The organism is Paraburkholderia sp. J11-2 (assembly GCF_905220185.1).
Taxonomy (GTDB): Bacteria; Pseudomonadota; Gammaproteobacteria; order Burkholderiales; family Burkholderiaceae; genus Paraburkholderia.
Genome location: NZ_CAJMYY010000007.1, coordinates 214,448 through 230,259, shown reverse-complemented (window position 1 = coordinate 230,259; position 15,812 = coordinate 214,448). Strand labels below are relative to the sequence as shown.

At 61.7% G+C, this 15,812-nt stretch carries 12 protein-coding genes; 4 read left to right on the top strand and 8 right to left on the bottom strand.

Going from position 1 to position 15,812, the window contains the following annotated elements; translation table 11 throughout:
- The first annotated feature begins 121 nt into the window (after positions 1 to 121).
- Positions 122 to 1,306, top strand: coding sequence for an endo-1,4-beta-xylanase (locus U5A57_RS12455; RefSeq protein ID WP_321911204.1), 1,185 nt, complete (start codon positions 122 to 124; stop codon positions 1,304 to 1,306).
- Between the two features lie 293 nt (positions 1,307 to 1,599).
- Here the strand turns inward: U5A57_RS12455 and U5A57_RS12450 are convergent, their stop codons facing one another.
- The 8 genes from U5A57_RS12450 to U5A57_RS12415 form a co-directional block, all read right to left on the bottom strand.
- Positions 1,600 to 2,145 carry a carbonic anhydrase gene (locus U5A57_RS12450; RefSeq protein ID WP_321911203.1) on the bottom strand — a complete coding sequence of 182 codons (546 nt, stop codon included), beginning with the start codon at positions 2,143 to 2,145 and terminating at the stop codon, positions 1,600 to 1,602.
- A 29-nt stretch (positions 2,146 to 2,174) separates the two neighbouring features.
- Entirely contained in the window at positions 2,175 to 3,098 is a 924-nt protein-coding gene (locus tag U5A57_RS12445; protein ID WP_321911201.1) for an MBL fold metallo-hydrolase, read from the bottom strand.
- A gap of 104 nt (positions 3,099 to 3,202) precedes the next feature.
- Positions 3,203 to 4,024, bottom strand: a complete 822-nt coding sequence (locus U5A57_RS12440; RefSeq protein ID WP_321911200.1) for an alpha/beta hydrolase — start codon at positions 4,022 to 4,024, stop codon at positions 3,203 to 3,205.
- 243 nt (positions 4,025 to 4,267) lie between these two features.
- Positions 4,268 to 4,582, bottom strand: coding sequence for an AraC family transcriptional regulator (locus tag U5A57_RS41675; protein WP_415764311.1), 315 nt, complete (start codon positions 4,580 to 4,582; stop codon positions 4,268 to 4,270).
- A gap of 996 nt (positions 4,583 to 5,578) precedes the next feature.
- Positions 5,579 to 6,325, bottom strand: a complete 747-nt coding sequence (locus tag U5A57_RS12430; protein WP_321911197.1) for a glucose 1-dehydrogenase — start codon at positions 6,323 to 6,325, stop codon at positions 5,579 to 5,581.
- 171 nt (positions 6,326 to 6,496) lie between these two features.
- Positions 6,497 to 7,138: an HD domain-containing protein gene (locus U5A57_RS12425; RefSeq protein WP_321911196.1), complete on the bottom strand. Its 642-nt coding sequence runs from the start codon at positions 7,136 to 7,138 to the stop codon at positions 6,497 to 6,499.
- Between the two features lie 66 nt (positions 7,139 to 7,204).
- The gene (locus tag U5A57_RS12420; RefSeq protein WP_321911195.1) at positions 7,205 to 8,674 is read right to left on the bottom strand and encodes a catalase; all 1,470 of its coding nucleotides are present in this window, start codon (positions 8,672 to 8,674) and stop codon (positions 7,205 to 7,207) included.
- Between the two features lie 548 nt (positions 8,675 to 9,222).
- On the bottom strand, positions 9,223 to 10,692 hold the full coding sequence (locus U5A57_RS12415; RefSeq protein ID WP_321911193.1) for an efflux transporter outer membrane subunit: 1,470 nt from the start codon (positions 10,690 to 10,692) through the stop codon (positions 9,223 to 9,225).
- Between the two features lie 98 nt (positions 10,693 to 10,790).
- On the opposite strand from U5A57_RS12415, the gene U5A57_RS12410 reads away from it, so the two are divergent.
- The 3 genes from U5A57_RS12410 (at position 10,791) to U5A57_RS12400 (ending at position 15,701) form a co-directional block, all read left to right on the top strand.
- Entirely contained in the window at positions 10,791 to 11,408 is a 618-nt protein-coding gene (locus tag U5A57_RS12410; protein WP_321911192.1) for a TetR/AcrR family transcriptional regulator, read from the top strand.
- 76 nt (positions 11,409 to 11,484) lie between these two features.
- Positions 11,485 to 12,606 carry an efflux RND transporter periplasmic adaptor subunit gene (locus U5A57_RS12405; protein ID WP_321911190.1) on the top strand — a complete coding sequence of 374 codons (1,122 nt, stop codon included), beginning with the start codon at positions 11,485 to 11,487 and terminating at the stop codon, positions 12,604 to 12,606.
- Complete coding sequence (locus U5A57_RS12400; protein ID WP_321911188.1) at positions 12,603 to 15,701, top strand: efflux RND transporter permease subunit; 3,099 nt, start codon at positions 12,603 to 12,605, stop codon at positions 15,699 to 15,701. The genes U5A57_RS12405 and U5A57_RS12400 overlap by 4 nt, the downstream gene beginning before the upstream one ends.
- Positions 15,702 to 15,812: the final 111 nt, after the last annotated feature.

The window sequence follows — 15,812 nt, the reverse complement described above, 5'->3', positions numbered from 1 at the left end:
CCTCAGGTAAATCCCTCATAGCTGCTCCGCGGGGCGCTGCCTAACATTCGCGTTGTTACCGATAACGTTGCAAGTGGTTAGAAACCACCCGGACGAGCGTCACATCACAAGGAGACCAGCAATGCGTCCTTCGAGGACTTCGATACGCGTGCTCTGCGCAGCCGTGGCCGTTGGCACGCTCGCATGGACCGCGGGCTGCGCGAACAACCCGACGGTGGCGGCCCACGACGGGGCGCCGCTCGCCGCGGCGCCCGCTGAAGCGTTGCCGCCACTGCGCAGTGTGATGGCTGCGCACTTCAAGGTCGGCGCGGCGATCGAACCCGATTCGATCGACAGTCCCGCCGACGCGGCGCTCATCGCCGCACAGTTCTCGAGCCTCACTGCCGAGAACAAGATGAAGCCGGGCACGATCGGCGTTGCGGAAGGCCAGTACAACTTCGAACCGGCCGACCAGATCGTCGCGTTTGCTCAGGCGCACGGCATCGCGGTGCGCGGCCATACGCTCGTTTGGCACTTCAAGGCGGGCGACTGGACCGAAGCGCCGGCGTGGTTCTTCGCCGGCGATCCAAAAGACCCTCACTATCACGACATCGTGGCGAAGCGGCTCGATCGATATGTAACCGACGTCGTCACACACTTCCGCGGCAAGGTCTATGCATGGGACGTGGTCAACGAAGTGATCAGCGACGACCCGCATCAGGTGTATCGCGAAGACAGTCCGTGGTATCGCGCGCTCGGCAAGGACTATATCGCGATCGCTTTGCGCGCGGCGCGCGCGGCGGACCCGAACGTGAAGCTCTATATCAACGAGTACAACACGGACGATCCGGGCAAGCGCGCGAAGCTGCTCGCGGTGATCCGCGATCTCCGCGCGCAGGGCGCGCCGATTGACGGGGTCGGGCATCAAATGCATATCAGCGTGAAATGGCCACCGCTGCCGAATATCAAGCAGGCGTTCGACGACGTCGCCGCACTCGGCCTCGAAAACCAGGTGACCGAGCTCGACGTGAGTCTCTATACCGATCCGGGCGAATGCTGGAGCAATCCGCATGCATGTCTGCCGGACCTCGGCCATCCTGTGCCGAACGACATCATGCGTGCGCAAGCCGAGCGATATCGTGCGGTGTTCGCTCTGTTCGAGCAGGAGCCGAGCATCAAGGCGGTGACGTTCTGGGGCTATTCGGACAAGCATACGTGGCTGACGTCGACGCCGGTGCCGCGCAACAACCTGCCGTTGCCCTTCGATGCGAACCTGAAGCCGAAAGCTGCGCTGTGGACGATCGTCGATTCGTCTTATCAGCCGTAACGTCACCCTTCAAGCCGGAGAGCAGATGACCTCCGCTAGTGTGCGGGCCATCAAGGCTCGTCGGAGCCGACCTGCTCGAGCGCGTTCAGAGTGGCCTCGAAGCCGTCGGGCTGACCGTGCGCGGTTTCATGCGTGCGCGGTCGCGACCTGGCAACCGGCGGCGGCATCTTGCCGATGCCACCGATTCAGTATGCACCCGCGCGTGGGTTGCCAGCGACCACCGGCCGCTCGGGAAGACGACAAGGCGTCGAGACGCGCAGCGCGAAGCCGAACCTGTTTTCTGCGCGGAGAGTTTAGCCCGCGTTTGACCGTGTTCGAGAAGGTGGAACAACAATCTCGACGTTGCCCGTCTCAACGTCGTAGACCAGACCCGAGACCGTGTACCCCCCGAAGGCACCGGTGTTCGCCCGGAAGGCTGCCACATCGAGCGCCACAGCTTTATACGGGTCGTTGATTTCCAGGCTTGCGAGTTCATCTATCGCCACACCCATATATGCTGCCAGGCGCCGCGGTTCATGACAGTAGCACCGCTTAATGCCGCAGTCGGTATGGTGCAAGACGATGAGGTTCCAGTCGGGGCCAATGTCCCCACCTGCGGCAACGGCTACTGTGCGAAGAATCCCGAGCGTTTCAAATACAGCAGGATTCACTCGACCGCCGACGTTACGGAAGATCCCCGCCTCGCCGGGCGCGAGCTTGAATATATCCATGGGATCGACGCGCGGGTCTACGCATCCAATGATTAACGTTTTGCTTGTCGGCATCATCCGGAGGTCAGGATTGAAGCTCTTTTCGGCAAACTCGACGTTACGGCGCATCAGGGTGTCGATGTAGTCCATGACGTTCTCCTTGTCTGAAGCCGACTGCATCAGATCGTGTTCAGCGGGATTCTGAGGTAGCGCTTGCCGTTGCTTTCCACAGGTGGAAGTGCACCGGCCCGCATATTCACCTGCATCGCTTGAAGAATCAGCTTCGGTAAGGCCAGCGTTGCATCTCGTGCGGTGCGTGCCGCGACGAACTCGCCCTCTGTGATCCCATCACGAGCATGTACGTTTGCGATGCGTTCGGCCCCGATGGTTGTTTCCCACGCATAGGTGTCGCGGCCGGGTGCTTTGTAGTCGTGACTCAAGAAAAGTCGCGCTTCGTCGGGAAGGCAGAGTAAGCGCCGGATGGAGCGGAAAAGCTGCCGCGCGTCTCCGCCAGGCAGGTCGGTTCTTGCAGTCCCATAGTCCGGCATGAACAACGTATTGCCGCAGAATACCGAATCACCGATTACGTAGGCGACACCGGCTGGCGTATGGCCAGGCGCGTCAAGCACCCTGCACCCGATCGAGCCGATTATGAATTCCTCGCCGTCATCGAACAGATGATCGAACTGTGAGCCGTCGCGCGCAAACTCCGGCCCGGCGTTGAACAGGTCGCCGAAGATTTGCTGCACCGTCGTTATGGCACGCCCGATTGCGAGCGTGCCGCCGACACGAGCCTGCAGGAAAGGCGCGGCGGACAGGTGATCCGCATGCGCATGGGTCTCGAGCAGCCATTCAGTCGAAAGGCCCTCGGATTCAATATACGCAACGATGGCCTCGGCGGACCTCGATGAATATCGGCAGGTTGGCGCGTTGAAGTCGAGCACGGGGTCGATGATTGCTGCCGCAAGCGAAATCGGATCATGGACGACATAGCTCGCGGTGAACGTGGCCTCGTCAAAAAATGAACGGACGACCGGCATCCTATGTTGACCGGCACGAGTCTGAACGATGATCTCGATGGCGTGTTCAAGTGATCGATCCACGCGACGTCTCCTCTGTCTCGCCCGCGAGCCTCGCCGGGGCGTGCAATTTGTTGCGCGAGGCCTGTATGAATCGCTATACAGGCACACCATCGCAGACAAACTGTTCAGTTCTTCAGGAACTCGAGAAGATCCAGATTGACTGCGTTCGCGTTTATCGTGGCCATGCCGTGCGAGCCGCCGGGGTAAACCTTGAGTCTTGCGTTCGGGGCGATTTCGACCGATCGTCGCGCCGATGTGTCGATGGGGACGATCTGATCGTCGTCGCCATGCAGAATAAGGAGGGGGACGTCGATTCTTTTCAAATCCTCCGTATAGTCGACTTCGGAGAATTCACGAATGCAATCGAATTGTCCTTTGATCGAGCCCATCAACCCTTGAACCTGGAAGGCATCAATCGTCCCCTGCGACACTTCCACACCCGAACGATTAAAGTTGTAGAAGGGGACGGCCAGATCCTTGTAGAGCTGCGAGCGATTGTTGACGACTCCGGCACGAAGTCCATCGAATACGTCTATCGGCAGACCCCCGGGATTTTCCGTAGTCTTCAGCATGATGGGCGGAACGGCTCCGATCAGCACCGCCTTCGCAACGCGCCCTGTTCCATGACGGCCAATGTAATGGGCGACCTCGCCGCCGCCGGTCGAATGCCCAACCAGGACCGCTCCCTTTAGATCGAGATGATTGAATAACGCTGCGAGGTCGTCGGCATACTGATCCATGTTGTTGCCTTCCCACGGCTGACCGGAGCGGCCGTGACCGCGGCGATCATGCGCAATGACGCGATAGCCTTTGGATCCGAAAAACAGCATCTGTGCATCCCAGGCGTCGGCACAGAGAGGCCAGCCGTGGGAGAAGACGATTGGGGTGCCAGTGCCCCAGTCTTTGTAGAAAATTTCGGTGCCGTCTGTGGACTTGAAATAGCTCATTACGTATTCCTTGTTGATAAAAATGGAAGGGATACTTCAGGCAGAGCAATACGGCCATCGGGCCGAATCAGTGATTGCGAATCGTTCGCCCTGCTGACACCGGCGTTCTGGATGTCCAGCGTACCTGCCGGAACCGGGGTGGTCTTGGACGAAGCGACGATACGATGGACAAACCACGGGCGGTTGCTGCAAAAGTCGAACGGGTTCGGCTTCGAAGCTGTCAACGGCGACGTTGGCGTGAACCTAGCGTCTGCGATTGTGCTGACGCCACTCCCTCGGCCCGCATCCTTCAAGGCGCGAAAACACACGTGAGAAGTGGCTCTGGTCGAAAAAGCCGCAGTTGGACGCGATGGTGGCAAGGCTCGCGTCGGTCTCGCGCAATTGGGATTTCGCTCGTTCGATCCGGTGCTTCAGCAGCCACTGATGGGGTGTGAGCCCGGTTGTCTGTTTGAACGCATCGGTGAAATAGCTCGTGGAGAGGTTGCACTGGCGCGCCAGGTCGAGAATGGACGGATTGCCGTGCAGGTGAGCGTCGAAAAATTCTTCGATTCGCCGCATCTGCCACGGCGCGAGTCCAGCGCGGCGAGGGCGGTTCGATCTATTGGCGTTGCCATACCGCATCACCACGTGCTCGCAAAAAGCGAGGGCGATGTAATCGACAAACAATGAACTCGCCGTGTCCGATTTTTCCAGAACAGCCTGCAGTGTTTGTGAAAGGCGAAACAGGACAGGGTCGCTCGCGCCGAATTCCCGTTGCATGAGACCCCCGATGCGCCGTCGCCCTTTTTGCCAGGCAAACTCCTCGATCGTGCTCTGCGAGAGATAGAGCCGGATATTGTCGAATGGCAAGTCGAGCCGGCGCGTCGGCCCCGCGCGCAGATCAAGCAGATAGCTGTAGCCCGGTACGCAGGATGTCGACCCGTAGACGCTTGCACCTGAACAACGTACGTCGGAATCCGGACACGCAATAAGCGGAATTTGAAAGACGAATGCCTCTTCCGGTTGTGGCGTCAGAGAACGTCCGGGTTGCGGCCGGTTGTTTGTCAGCCTCGAGAAAGAGATCGGGGGGCCTTGCGAAACGATGCCTGCGCGCACGGTCGGCGCTTCCAGCAGGTTGAACCGCTTGGCGAGCGCCTCCTCCAGAGACGGCGGGTTCAGATCCACAGGGCTTCTTTCGTTCATCGATCTCGCTCGCGAAGGGACCGTGCCGACGGCTCTGCCGTTGCGGGGTATCAGGTGAAAAGAAGGAATCGTTAATCTAACCGAATTTTATTTCTGCTGCGCTAACCGGGCGCCGTCGTCTGAAATGCCTGACGGCCGGCGCCCGGAGTCGCCGCCAGGCTTGCCATAACTGACCGGGCGGGAGGGTGGTGACCTGCGAATGTGCGTTACCGCTAAGCGCGTGCGTGGTCAATTTGTGTCAGCGCCGCTCGGTCGTCACGCTTCAACTAGACGTGGCAACACACTAAAACCTGCGGAATCCAGAACGAACGTGACGTTTGTTTCGCGGATTCGAGGAGAACGACCATGCATGCGCAGTTTCGCGAACCTGCCTCATCGCATCCCGCCACTGGCGACGATATGTTCGCCCGTCAACCACTTTGCATCGTCGGAGGCGAGGAAAACCGCGATCGACGCCACGTCGTCCGGTCTGCCCACGCGCCCGAGCGGCGTCTGGCTGACCGCCGAACTTTCGAACTCCGATCCGATCACTCCGGCGAGCTGTGCGCCTTCGGTCACGATCACGCCTGGATTGATCGTGTTCACGCGAATCTTGCGCGGCCCGAGTTCGCGTGCGAGCGCGCCGGTGATGGAGTCGACCGCTCCCTTGGTGCCGCTGTACACGGCGGTCGTGGCGGGCGTGAGCGTCGAGACGACCGAACTGACGTTGATGATGCTTGCGCCCTCGCCAAGATGCTTGACGGCAGCCTGCGTGGTGAGCAAAACACCGAGCACGTTGATGTCGAACTGTTTGCGGTATTGCGCTTCCGTGAACGCGTCGATAGGCGCGAATTCGTAGACGCCGGAATTGTTGACGAGGATGTCGAGGCGGCCATAGGTTTCGATTGCCGCCTCGACGATGCCTTTTGCGTCGGCGGCCTTCGATACGTCTCCGCCCACGGAAATCGCCTTGCCTCCGGCCGTGGTGATGGCGGACACCACGGCATCCGCGCCACTCTTGCTGCTCGCGTAGTTCACGACAACCGACGCTCCCTCTGCCGCAAGCGCCTTCGCAATGGCCGCGCCGATCCCTTTCGACGCGCCGGTGACAACCGCCACTTTCCCTGCAAGCTTGCTCATGATTTTCACCTCAGTGTGAATGAATCCGCTGATAGAAGCCGACGTCGCGTCGCGTACGATGCGATCGCCAATGTTTTCTGCCACCCCGGGCCGATGCGGCGTCGCGATATCGGAGTGCCAATCGCATGGCGTAGCACGAATCGCCGCGTATCGTCCCGCAGGACTTTTTCTTTAACCCGGCCACGGCGAATTTCGGATCACCGAACAGAAATTGCCGCGATGGAAATGCGGCTCCTTGTCGGCGATTACGTCGGCTTTCACGTTGCCGAAGGTGGTCTCCGGTTTGTGTTTGATGCCGTCGTAAAAGGCCTGAATGATTGCCTCCTTGAAGTGGGGCGGGCGCGGATGCGCGTGCGTCACGGCTTCGCGTTCCTCGTGGGAAAACTCGTGGTAGGAGAGGCCGAGCACGTCCATCTCGACACCGGCCGTCACCAGCGCGACGATCGGGTGCATATGGCGTGGAATGCCGGGCGTGGTGTGCAATGCGATGGCCGTCCAGACCAGATCGATGTCGCTCGCGATGATGCCCCGGGCCGAGAGAAAGTCGCGGGCTGCATTGGCCCCGTCGACTTCGAATCGCTCGGTGGCGCTGCTGTACGCACCGGCCAGGCCCACGTCATGAAACATGGCGCCCGCGTACAACAGTTCCGGATCGAATTTCAGGCCGCGGCGCAGGCCCTCCAGTGCGCCGAACAAATACACCCGGCTCGAATGATGAAAGAGCAGCGGGCTGGACGTGTCGCGCACGAACTCGGTAATTTCCCGTGCGAGCTGACTGTCGGGTACGGAGACATCCTGAACGAACTGTGACATGACGTTTCTCCATCGAGATCTGAGCGCGCGTTGACGTCCTCGCAGACGCCGCGCGCGAATGGTCTGCTACTTCGTTGCAGTCATCGCCCTGTGTCTTGCGAGGGCCTCGCGAACGCCCGCGCCGTACTCGGGGTCGGCCTTCGAGCAATTGAGGATGTGGCGTTCCTGGATATGCGCCTGAACGGAGGCCATCTGGCGAGCGGTGTTATCGAACAGCAACTGCTGCTGCGCCTTGCTCATCAGACGAAACAGATCGCCGGGCTGCGCGAAATGATCCACGTCCACCCGATGGTCCCAATGGGCGGCGTCGCCGTCGATTCGCAGCGGCGGTTCGTGAAGTTCGGGACGCACCTCCCACTCGCCGGAACTGTTTGGGTAGTAAGACGGTGTGCCGCCGAGGTTGTCGTCGGTGCGCATGGCGCCGTCGCGGTGGTAGCTGTGGACGGGGCATTTCGGCGCATTGACGGGAATGTGATTGAAGTTCACGCCGAGCCGATACCGTTGCGTGTCGCCATAGGAGAAGAGGCGCGCCTGGAGCATCTTGTCGGGCGAGAAGCCAATCCCGGGGACCACGTTCGCGGGCGAGAAGGCCGCCTGTTCGACCTCGGCGAAAAAGTTGCCGGGGTTGCGGTTCAATTCGAGAACGCCCACCTCAATCAAGGGGAAATCGCCTTTCGGCCAGACCTTGGTGAGATCGAACGGATTGAATGGCAGAGACCGGGCCTCATCATCGTTCATCACCTGAATGAAGAGTGTCCAACGAGGAAAGTCGCCGCGCTCTATGCTCTCGTAAAGATCGCGGCCATGCGTCTCGCGATCCTTGCCCACAAGGTGCTCGGCTTCGCTATCGGTCAGATTTTCGATGCCTTGCTGCGTACGAAGGTGAAACTTTACCCACGTCCTGCGATTGTCGGCATCGACAAGACTAAACGTATGGCTGCCGAATCCGTGCATGTGGCGATAGCTGCGCGGAATACCTCGATCGCTCATGACGATCGTGACCTGGTGGAGCGCCTCCGGCAAAAGCGTCCAGAAGTCCCAGTTGCTGTTTGCGCTGCGCAGTCCCGTGCGCGGGTCGCGCTTGATCGCATGGTTGAGGTCGGGAAAACGCAGCGGGTCACGGAAAAAGAACACCGGCGTGTTATTGCCCACGATGTCCCAGTTCCCTTCTTCCGTGTAGAACTTCACTGCGAAGCCCCGGATATCGCGCTCGGCGTCGGCGGCGCCGCGCTCGCCGGCCACGGTCGAGAAGCGCAGGAATACCGGCGTGGTCTTGCCGATTTCCGAAAAGAGTTTCGCCCTGGTGTACTGCGTGATGTCGTGCGTGACGGTGAACACGCCGTGGGCGCCCGATCCTTTGGCGTGCATGCGTCGTTCAGGAATGACCTCGCGGTCGAAGTGCGCGAGCTTTTCGATCAGCCAGATATCCTGCAGCAGCGCGGGACCACGCGGCCCGGCCGTTTCGATGTTCAGATTGTCGACAACGGGCGCACCCGTTGCGTGATCAAGACGCGTAGACGTATCGCGATTTGTCATGCCACGACTCCAGGAAGGTTGTGCGGGACCGGCGCAGCGCCGTAGCGTTCCAGGCTGGCGCACGCGCGAGGCTTTACGGGCAAATCAGCGTGCTATTGCTGCGGGCGCGGCGAGTGACGAAACTGCCGCGCTGCGGTGGCCTCTCGATCAAAGGGCGATGAGGGGCGGAGGCATCGACTCGTCGATGTGGAGAAAGCGTACCTGTTGGGTGCCAGACCGATCTTGGATAAAACAACGATTCGATGGACAAATCGCGGGCGGTCGTCGCGCAGCTGTTGCCGTCGCTCGTGTTGCAGGGGAATGGCGAAGGCGAGGGAATTCCGGCGCGTTGTGTGTCGGCGAGCATCGCGCGGACGTACAAGCGTCGATAACGACGCTTGTGCATACACGACGCTATCGCTTCTGTTGGCGCCGGTGCTTCGGCCCGCACCCTTCGAGGCGCGAGAACACCCGCGAAAACTGCCTCTGAGCGAAAAGGCCGCAGTTCGAAGCGATGGTCGCGAGGCTCGTATCGATTTTCGTTGCGCGCTCCACCACCGGGTGGCTCGTCAGCGCGAAGACAGCGACGGCGGCATCTGGAGCGAGACCGGATCCCAGCCACCGCCGAGCGCCTTGAACGTCGAGATCGCTGCATGCGCGGATTCCGTTTGCGCTTGCGCGCGCGCGTCGGCGGCCTGGAGGAGGGTTTCGTTGGCGTGCAATACATCGATGAAGCTCGCCGCGCCGCTCCGGTACGCGGTCATCGACGAGTCCTTGGCCTTGGATAAGGACGATTCCGCGTGCGTCAGCGTGGCCGCTTGTGCTTCGCGATTCACCAATGACGAAAGCGAATTTTCCACGTCCTCGGTGGCTCGGAGGACGGACTGGCGATAAGCCGCGAGCGCTTGCTCGTCGGCGCCTTTCGCCTCGTTGACATCGGCGTTGATGCGCGCGAAATCGAACAGGCGCCAGCGCAGCCCGACGAGCCCGGCCGCCTGGCTGGCGCCGCCCGAGAACAACGTGCCGGCCGCGGCCGCGGTCGCGCTGCCGAGGAAGGCGTTCAGCGAGACCGTTGGGTAGTACTCGCTGATCGCAGCGCCAATGCGCGCATTGGCGGCGGCGAGGTGACGTTCTGCGGCGATCAGATCGGGGCGTCTTTGCAGCAGTTCGGCCGGCGTGCCCAAATCCGCGAGCGTGGGCGCAACAGGGATCAACGACGGCGGGTTCAACTCTGCCCGGTGCGTGCCGGGCGGCGCACCTAACATCACGTCGAGGGAATTCGACGCTGCATCCAGCGCCGCGTCGAGGACGGGCACACTGGCCTGAACCTGGTCGAGCGAGCCTTGCGCCTGCTGAACCTGATAGTCGGCGGCCGCACCCTTCGAATACAGGAGTTGCACGTCCGCAAGCAGCGCCTGCTGCGTCTGCACCTGCCGGTTTGCGATATCCAGACGCGCCTGGAGGCCGCGTATCGTGACGTAGATATCCGCAGTCTGGGCCGCGACGGCGAGCCGGGTGGCGACCGCCGCCGCCTGCGTCGCCGAATAGTCGGCGAGCGCGGCTTCACGCTGGCGCCGCAGGCCGCCAAAAATGTCGATCTCCCAACCGGCCTCCAGGTTGGTTTCGTACTCGGTGCCCCAGCGCTCGTAACCCGGCGTGGCATTGAGCAATTGGCCCACCGGCGTGTCGACCGACTGGTAGGCTCGCGCCGCCGTGGCCGAAACCGAGGCTGAGGGAAGCAGCGCGGCGTTGGCCGTGCCGAGGCGCGCGCGCGCCTGAGCGATTTGCGCCACGGCTTGGGCCAGGTCCAGATTCTGGGCCAGCGCCAGAGAAACATAGTGCGTAAGCAGCGGGTCGTTGAAGCCTTCCCACCATGCTGACAGATCGGCAGCCGGAGCCTTTGCAGCGCTGGCGGACGGCGGCTGGGTCGCATAGCGCTGCGCCAGCGGCGCATCCGGGCGATGGTAGTCGGGACCCACGGCGCAGGCCGAAAGGGCGGCGACGCTAGTCAGGAGAGCGAGTGGACGGCGCAAAGACATGATCATCTCGGGAGCGACATCGGAAGCGGTGAAAGTGTGACCAATATACAATATGGTCACAAGTTGTCAACTGCTGGGTGAGGGGCTAAGCTTGAGACATGAACAAGCCCATTCCCACCGCCTCTCCGTCCCGTGGCCCCTCGGACCACGAAGTTCGTGCCCAGATCGTCGAAGCCGCAACGGAATACTTCAGTCGCTACGGCTATGAAAAGACCACGGTCTCCGACCTTGCGAAGGAAATCGGGTTTTCGAAGGCCTATATCTACAAATTTTTCGACTCGAAACAGGCGATCGGCGAAGTCATCTGCGCCAATCGCCTCGCGGCCATGATTGCGGCCGTCAGCGAAAACGTCGACGACGCGCACAGCGCGACGGAAAAATTTCGACGTATGTTCAAGACCTTGCTGGCAGCAGGAAGCCAGCTTTTCTTCCAGGATCGCAAGCTCTACGATATCGCCGCCGTGGCGGCCGGCTCGCCCTGGCCTTCCGTTGCAGGCTATGAAGAACAGATCCGGCAACTCATTGCCGATATCCTGCGGCTCGGACGCGAAACCGGCGAATTCGAGCGCAAGACGCCACTGGACGAGGCCGTGAATGCGATCTTTCTGGTGATGAAGCCTTACTTCAATCCTTTGCTGCTCCAGTACAACCTTGATGCTGCCGACGAGGCAACGGTTCAACTCGCGAGCCTGGTGCTCAGAAGTCTTGCTCCATAAATTTGATAGTGACTATTGACTGAAATAGTCACTGGAATCAAAATGAGGCCTCCTGTTCTTTGCGAGGGGCGACCTCATGTTCCGGCACCATCATTTTGTCTGCGCACTGAGCCTGGTTTCGCTCGCCCTCGCGGCGTGCGGCGAGCGGCCTGCCGCTGATCCGCGTACCGAGGCGCCGCTCGTGCAGACAAGCGCTGTCCACGGCGCGTCGGGCGCAAGCCGGTCGTTTTCGGGCGTCGTGGGCGCTCGCGTTCAGAGCGATCTCGGCTTCCGGGTTCAGGGAAAGGTCATTGAGCGTCTGGTCGACGTGGGCCAAACGGTCAAGCGCGGCCAGCCGCTGATGCGCATCGACCCGATTGATCTGGGATTGCAGGCCCGCTCGCAGCAGGAACTCGTGGATGCCGCACAGGCACGCGCCACGCAGACGGCCGCCGACGAGGCGCGCTATCGGGATCTCGTTGCGGCCGGCGCGGTGTCGGCGTCGACCTATGAGCAGCTCAAGGCGGCCGCCGATTCCGCGAGCGCGCAACTCGTCGCGGCGAAGGCGCAGGCGGCGCTCGCCAGCAACGCGTCCGGATACGCCGTTCTCGTGGCGGACGCCGACGGCGTGGTGGTAGAGACGCTGGCAGAGCCGGGTCAAGTGGTTGCGCTGGGGCAAATCGTCGTGCGTCTCGCGCATGCCGGGCCCCGCGAGGCAGTCGTCCAGCTTCCCGAGACGCTGCGTCCCGCACCGGGCTCGATTGCCGAGGCGACGCTGTATGGCGCGGACAAGAAGCCGGTGCCCGCCGCCTTGCGTCAGCTCTCCGATTCGGCCGACCGGCTGACGCGGACCTACGAGGCAAGGTACGTACTCGAGGGCGCGCTGTCGAATGCGCCGCTCGGTGCGACCGTGACCATCGATCTGGCCGGCGATGCCAGCCAGGGACCGGCCGCGATGGAAGTGCCGGTCGGCGCCTTGTTCGACCCGGGCACGGGCACGGGCGTCTGGACCGTCGACAGATCGCAGGCGCGGGCGAGCTGGCACAAGGTTCGTGTCACCGCCTTGAGCGACGACACTGCAACGGTGACCGGCGATCTTCACGAAGGCGACCAGGTCGTTGCGCTCGGCGCCCAGCTGATTCACGACGGAGAACGCGTGCGCCTCGCCCACGATGCCGTGTCGACGGCGTCGGTCTCCCGGCAAGGAGCTGCGCAATGAGCGGCTTCAATTTATCGGCGCTTGCGGTGCGGGAGCGCTCGGTCACGCTGTTTCTGATCCTTCTGATTTCCATCGCAGGCGTCGTTGCCTTCTTCAAACTGGGGCGGGCCGAAGACCCGCCATTCACCGTCAAGTCGATGACGGTCATCACAGCATGGCCGGGCGCTACCGCGCAGGAAATGCAGGATCAGGTGGCCGAGCCGCTCGAGAAGCGCATGCAGGAGTTGCGCTGGTACGACCGCACCGAGACCTATACTCGCCCGGGGCTGGCCTTCACCACCGTGACCTTGCTCGATAGCACGCCACCCGCCGACGTTCCCGAGGAGTTCTATCAGGCGCGCAAAAAACTCTCCGACGAAGCGGGCAGCCTGCCGCCCGGCGTGATTGGTCCGCTCGTCAATGATGAGTATTCCGATGTGACGTTCGCGCTGTTTGCGCTCAAGGCGAAAGGCGAGCCGCAACGATTGCTGGTGCGCGACGCAGAGGGACTGCGCCAGCGGCTCCTTCATGTGCCGGGCGTCAAGAAGGTGAACATTATCGGCGAACAGGCGCAACGGATCTATGTTTCGTTTTCGCACGACCGCCTCGCGACGCTCGGCGTGACGCCTCAGGATATCTTCGCAGCCCTGAATAATCAGAACGTGCTGACGCCCGCGGGGTCGATCGACACCAAAGGCGCGCAGGTTTTCATTCGTGTCGAAGGGGCTTTCGACAAGCTGCAGACCATCCGCGACACGCCCATCGTCGTTCAGGGCCGAACCTTGAAGCTCTCAGACGTGGCGAGCGTCGAGCGCGGTTACGAAGACCCGGCTAGCTTTGAGATTCGCAATAACGGCGAACCGGCGCTACTGCTTGGCGTCGTGATGCGGGACGGCTGGAACGGACTCAGCCTGGGGCAGGCGCTCGACACGGAAGTCGCGTCGATCAACGCCGGATTGCCGCTCGGGATGAGTTTCACGAAGGTGACCGATCAGGCCGTCAATATTCATTCGGCGATCGACGAGTTCATGGTCAAGTTCTTCGTTGCGCTGCTCGTGGTGATGGTCGTGAGCTTCGCGAGCATGGGGTGGCGTGTCGGCATTGTGGTGTCGGCTGCGGTGCCGCTGACGCTCGCGGGCGTGTTCGTCGTCATGGCCGCAACGGGCAAGAGCTTCGACCGCATCACACTGGGTTCACTGATTCTCGCGCTGGGCCTGCTTGTCGACGACGCGATCATCGCCATCGAGATGATGGTCGTGAAGATGGAGGAGGGCTATAGCCGCGTTCAGGCATCGGCGTATGCGTGGAGCCACACGGCGGCGCCGATGCTCTCGGGCACGCTGGTCACGGCCGTCGGCTTCATGCCGAATGGCTTTGCGCGGTCGACGGCCGGCGAATACACGAGCAACATGTTCTGGATTGTCGGCATCGCCTTGATGACTTCATGGATCGTGGCCGTTGTGTTCACGCCGTATCTCGGCGTCAAGCTGTTGCCCGACATTCCCGTGATCGAAGGCGGCCACGCCGCGATCTATAACACGCCGAACTACCAGCGTTTTCGCCGGTTCCTGGGGCGTGTGATCCGGCGAAAGTGGCTGGTCGCGGGGATCGTGGTGGGCTCGTTCGTGATTGCCGTGATGGGCATGGGGCTCGTGAAAAAGCAGTTCTTCCCGACCTCCGATCGCCCGGAAGTACTCGTGGAAGTGCAGATGCCTTACGGTACGTCGATCGAACAAACTTCCGCGGCGACGGAGAAAGTCGAGGCCTGGCTCGCGAAGCAGCCGGAAGCGAAGATCGTGACGTCGTACATTGGGCAGGGGGCGCCGCGCTTCTATCTGGCGATGTCGCCTGAGTTGCCGGATTCATCCTTCGCGAAGATGGTGATCCGCACGAATGACGAGAAGCAGCGGGAGGCGCTTAAATTCCGTCTGCGCAAAGTGATTGCCGAAGGCCTGGTGCCAGGGGCTCAGGTGCGCGTTACCCAACTGGTGTTCGGCCCTTACTCGCCTTACCCCGTTGCATTCAGGGTCATGGGCCCGGACTCCCAGACCTTGCGCACGATCGCCGCGCAGGTCGAACGGACCCTGAACGCGAGCCCGATGATGCGAACGGTGAACGCCGACTGGGGGCCGCGCGTTCCCACGGTGCATTTCACGCTGGATCAGAATCGACTCGGTGCGTTCGGCTTGACGTCGAGCGCCGTCGCACAACAACTGCAATTCCTGCTGACCGGCATTCCCGTCACGCATGTGCGCGAGGACATTCGTTCGGTGGAACTTGTCGCGAGATCGGCGGGCGACATCCGGCTCGATCCACAGCGCATCGACGGATTTACGCTGATCGGCGCGGCAGGTCAGCGCGTGCCGCTCTCGCAGGTCGGCAAGGTCGATATCCGCATGGAAGAGCCGATTCTTCGCCGCCGCGATCGGACGCCGACGATCACTGTGCGTGGCGATATCGCGGAGGGGTTGCAACCGCCCGACGTGTCGACCGCGATGCTCGTGCAGCTTCAGCCTATTGTCGCGAAGCTGCCAGAAGGCTACCGGATAGAGGAGGCGGGTTCCATCGAGGAAGCCAACAAGGCGACGAAGGCGCTCGCACCCCTGTTCCCGATCATGATCGCGCTGACCCTGCTCATCATCATTTTCCAGACGCGCTCGATTGCCGCGACCATGATGGTGTTCGCGACCAGTCCGCTGGGTTTGATCGGCGTTGTGCCGACACTGCTGCTGTTCGACCAGCCCTTCGGGATCAATGCGCTGGTGGGGCTCATTGCGCTCTCCGGCATCCTGATGCGCAATACGCTCATCCTGATCGGCCAGATCGAGCAGAACGCGCGCGAGGGCATGACGCCGTTCGACGCGGTGGTGGAGGCCACCCTCCAGCGCTCCAGGCCTGTGATCCTGACCGCGCTAGCCGCGATGCTCGCCTTCATTCCGCTGACCCATTCCGTATTTTGGGGCACGTTGGCTTATACGCTGATAGGAGGGACGTTCGCCGGCACGATTCTGACATTGGTGTTTCTGCCGGCGATGTATTCGATCTGGTTCAAGATCCGGCCCGGTACAGGGGAAAACCACTCCGCGCTCGAACCCAGTGCCAGTGCGATTATGTAGACATGTCCACATCCGGGCGATGCTGGTTTCGCCCGGGGCTCGTCGATGCGGGCCCTCAACGAGGCATTCGGACAGGAAGCAACTCCGTGTCTGAAGTCCTCAAGACGACTG